At 62.4% G+C, this 4,435-nt stretch carries 3 protein-coding genes; all 3 read left to right on the forward strand.

Going from position 1 to position 4,435, the window contains the following annotated elements:
- On the forward strand, positions 1-1,083 hold a 1,083-nt coding region (gcvT, locus tag QMP16_RS23415), incomplete at its 5' end, for a glycine cleavage system aminomethyltransferase GcvT (RefSeq protein ID WP_282154372.1).
- Positions 1,084-1,101: 18 nt separating this feature from the next.
- A complete protein-coding gene (gene gcvH, locus QMP16_RS23420; protein ID WP_058271403.1) occupies positions 1,102-1,467 on the forward strand; it encodes a glycine cleavage system protein GcvH in 366 nt (121 codons plus the stop codon).
- Positions 1,468-1,579: 112 nt separating this feature from the next.
- Positions 1,580-4,435: an aminomethyl-transferring glycine dehydrogenase gene (gcvP, locus tag QMP16_RS23425; protein WP_282154373.1), complete on the forward strand. Its 2,856-nt coding sequence runs from the start codon at positions 1,580-1,582 to the stop codon at positions 4,433-4,435.

The raw sequence follows: 4,435 nt of genomic DNA on the forward strand, positions 1-4,435 counted from the left end.
AAACGCACCCCATTGCATTCTTTGCATGTTGAGTTGGGAGGTAAGTTGGTTGATTTTGCTGGTTGGGAGATGCCTGTTCAGTATCCGTTGGGGATTATGGGGGAACATAAGCAGTGTCGTGAGAAGGCGGCGTTGTTTGATGTGTCTCATATGGGCCAGGTGATCCTGCGCGGTGAGAATGTGGGTGAGAAGCTGGAAGCGTTGTGCCCGCAGGCCTACGCGACCCTGAAGCCGGGCAAGGCGCGGTACGGTTTCTTTACCAACGCGGATGGCGGGATCATGGACGATTTGATCGTGTCGAATGCGGGCGATTACTATTTCGTGGTGGTGAACGCAGCGCTGCGCCATCAGGATATCCCGCATATGCGCGATAATCTGGATGGCGTCGAAGTGATCGAGATCTTCGACCGTGCGCTGGTGGCGGTCCAGGGCCCTGCAGCGGAAAACGTGGTTGGGGATCTGTGCCCTGCCGCTCGCGACCTGAAGTTCATGGAAACCACTGAGGCCCCGATCAACGGCGTAGACTGCCGCATCTCGCGTCTGGGCTACACCGGTGAGGACGGGTATGAGATCTCGATCCCCGAGGACAAGGCGATCGAAGTTTCGAAAGCCTTCCTGGCGCATGAGGATTGCGAAGCGGCCGGTCTGGGCGCGCGCGACAGCCTGCGGCTGGAGGCGGGTCTGTGCCTCTATGGCAATGACATCGACCAGAGCACCTCGCCGATTGAGGCCAGCCTCGGCTGGGCGATCCAGAAGCGCCGCAAGGAAGAAGGCGGCTTTCCGGGCGCAGACCGCGTGCAGAAGGAACTGGCCGAAGGCCCTGCTAAAAAGCTGGTTGGCATCAAGCCCGATGGCCGCGCACCAGCGCGTCAGGGTGTGGAAATCCAGTGCGCCGAGGGCAATACGATCGGCCAGATCACCTCGGGCGTATTTGGCCCCACGGTCGGCGGACCGGTGGCGATGGGCTATGTGTCCAAGGGCCACGGTGAGCCGGGCGAGACGGTGAACCTGATCATCCGGGGCAAACCGCAGCCGGCACAGATCGTGGCGCTGCCCTTCGTCAAACAGAATTACAAGCGTTGAAGTCAGGAGAGAGACAACATGGCAACCTATTATTCCGAAGAGCATGAATGGCTGACCGTCGAAGGCGACACAGCCACTCTGGGCATCACCAAGCACGCGGCTGAACAGCTGGGCGACGTGGTGTTCGTGGAGCAGCAGGAAGCAGGCGATGAGTTTGAAAAAGGCGGCGAGATCGGCGTGATCGAATCCGTCAAGGCCGCCTCCGAGCTGTATGCCCCGGTCGATGGCGAGATCACGGAAGTGAACGAAGCGCTGGCCGACAACCCCGGCGCGCTGAACGAAGATCCCGAGGGTGAGGCCTGGATCTACAAGATCAAGATCGCGGATGCCGCGCAGCTGGAAGATCTGATGGATCTGGACGGCTACAAGGCCCTGATCGGGTAAACCCAAACGGCGGGTCCTTTCGCGGATCCGCCCCTTCATCTGGCTAAAAATATCCCCGCCGGAGGCTCCTGCCAGAGCGGCCGGGCGAGACATTCCCTGAGGAGCATGACCTATGGCCTTCAAACTGACTGATTACGAAGCCTATGACTTCGCCAACCGCCGCCATATCGGGCCCAGCCCGACGGAAATGCGCGACATGCTCAAGGTGATTGGCTTCAAGACGCTGGACCAGCTGATCGACGCCACCGTCCCGCCTGCGATCCGGCAGAAAGAGCCGCTGGACTGGGGTCCGGCGATGACCGAACGCGATGCGCTCTTTTACATGAAAGAGGTGGCGAGCAAGAACAAGGTTCTGACCTCGCTGATCGGTCAGGGCTATTACGGCACCACCACGCCGGCGCCGATCCTGCGCAACATCCTGGAAAACCCGGCCTGGTACACCGCCTATACGCCCTATCAGCCCGAGATCAGCCAGGGCCGGCTTGAGGCGCTGTTGAACTTCCAGACCATGGTCAGCGATCTGACCGGGCTGGACGTGGCCAATGCCTCGCTTCTGGACGAAGCCACCGCCGCGGCCGAAGCCATGGCGATGGCCAAACGCGGCGGGCGGTCAAAGGCCAACAATGCGGCCTTCTTCGTGGACAAGAACTGCCACCCGCAGACTATCGCGGTGATCAAAACCCGCGCCGAGCCTCTGGGCATCGATGTGCAGGTAGCCGACCCGGACACGCTGGACGCAGGGTCGGTCTTTGGCGCGATCTTCCAGTATCCCGGCACCCACGGCCATGTGCGCGACTTCACGAACGAGATCGCCGCGCTGCACGAACATAAAGCCATTGCCATCGTCGCCGCCGACATCCTGTCGCTGGCGCTGCTGAAGTCACCGGGTGAGATGGGCGCGGATATCGCCATCGGCTCGACCCAGCGCTTTGGCGTGCCGATGGGCTATGGTGGCCCGCACGCAGCCTATATGGCGACCAGTGACAAGCTGAAGCGGTCGATGCCCGGCCGGATCATCGGCGTGTCGATCGACGCGCGCGGCAACAAGGCTTACCGCCTGGCCCTGCAGACCCGTGAGCAGCACATTCGCCGCGAGAAAGCCAACTCGAATGTCTGCACTGCGCAGGCTCTGCTGGCGGTGATTGCCTCGATGTATGCCGTCTATCACGGCCCCGACGGCATCAAGGCCATCGCGCAATCGGTGCACCGCAAGACCTCGCGTCTGGCCGCCGGCCTGGAAGAGGCGGGCTTTGCCGTCGAGCCGGAGGTGTTCTTCGACACCATCACGGTTGAGGTCGGCCACCTGCAGAATGTCGTCATGGAGGCCGCCGTGGCGCGGGGTGTGAACCTGCGCAAGGTCGGCGACACCAAAGTAGGCATCAGCCTGGACGAACAGACCCGCCCCGAGACCATCGAGGCCGTCTGGGGTGCCTTTGGTATCGATCGCAAGGATGACAGCTCGAACAAGCTCTACCGTCTGCCGGATTATGCGCTGCGCGAAAGCGCCTATCTGACCCACGAGATCTTCCACAAGAACCGGGCCGAGGCCGAGATCACGCGCTACATGCGTCGTCTGGCCGACCGCGACCTGGCGCTGGACCGGGCAATGATCCCGCTGGGGTCGTGCACCATGAAGCTGAACGCCACGATCGAGATGATCCCGGTCACCTGGCCCGAGTTCGGCAATCTGCACCCGTTCTGCCCGCAAGATCAGGCGCAGGGCTATCATGAGATGATTGATGATCTGAACGACAAGCTGTGCCAGATCACCGGCTATGACGCGATCTCGCAGCAGCCCAACTCGGGCGCGCAGGGCGAGTACGCAGGCTTGCTGACCATCCGCAACTATCACGCCGCGCGGGGTGAGGCGCACCGCAATGTCTGCCTGATCCCGACCTCGGCGCATGGCACCAACCCGGCCTCGGCCCAGATGGTGGGCTATCAGGTTGTGCCGGTGCAGGCCGATGACAAGGGCAATATCGATCTGGCCGACTTCCGCGCCAAGGCTGAAAAGCATTCGGACCATCTGGCCGCCTGCATGATCACCTACCCCTCGACCCATGGCGTGTTCGAGACCACCGTTCAGGAGGTCTGCCAGATCACCCATGACCACGGCGGTCAGGTCTATATTGACGGCGCCAACATGAACGCCATGGTGGGTCTCTCGCGTCCCGGCGATATCGGCGGCGACGTCAGCCACCTGAACCTGCACAAGACCTTCTGCATCCCGCATGGCGGCGGCGGTCCCGGCATGGGTCCGATCGGCGTCAAGGCGCATCTGGAGGAACACCTGCCGGGTCACCCGGAATACGGCACCGCCGTGGGTCCGGTCTCGGCCGCGCCGTTCGGCTCGCCCTCGATCCTGCCGGTCAGCTGGGCCTATGTGCTGCTGATGGGCGGCGCCGGTCTGACGCAGGCCACGAAAGTGGCAATCCTGAACGCCAACTACATCGCGGCACGCCTGCAGGATGCCTATCCGATCCTTTACACCTCGGACACGGGCCGGGTGGCGCATGAATGCATCCTCGACACCCGACCCTTGGACGAGGCGGCACAGGTCAGCGTCGACGACATCGCCAAGCGTCTGGTTGATTCCGGCTTCCACGCGCCCACCATGTCCTGGCCGGTGGCCGGCACCCTGATGGTCGAGCCCACGGAATCTGAACCCAAGGATGAGCTGGACCGCTTCTGCGACGCCATGCTGTCCATCCGCGCGGAAGCGCAGGACATCATCGACGGCAAGATCGACGCGGAGAACAACCCGCTGAAAAACGCCCCCCACACGGTGCGCGATCTGGTCGGCGACTGGGACCGGCCCTACAGCCGCGAACAGGCCTGCTTCCCCCCAGGATCCATGGGCGTCGACAAATACTGGTCCCCTGTAAACCGCGTCGACAACGCTTACGGCGACAGAAACCTAATCTGCACATGCCCCCCAATGGACGCTTACGAAGAAGCCGCAGAGTAA

This window comes from Ruegeria atlantica (assembly GCF_947495585.1).
Lineage (GTDB): Bacteria > Pseudomonadota > Alphaproteobacteria > Rhodobacterales > Rhodobacteraceae > Ruegeria > Ruegeria atlantica_G.

What these genes read in the sequence shown, in the direction of transcription:
- gcvH (WP_058271403.1), top strand. Translation starts at nt 1,102, where the DNA reads ATGGCAACCTATTATTCCGAAGAGCATGAATGGCTGACCGTCGAAGGC.
- gcvP (WP_282154373.1), top strand. Translation starts at nt 1,580, where the DNA reads ATGGCCTTCAAACTGACTGATTACGAAGCCTATGACTTCGCCAACCGC.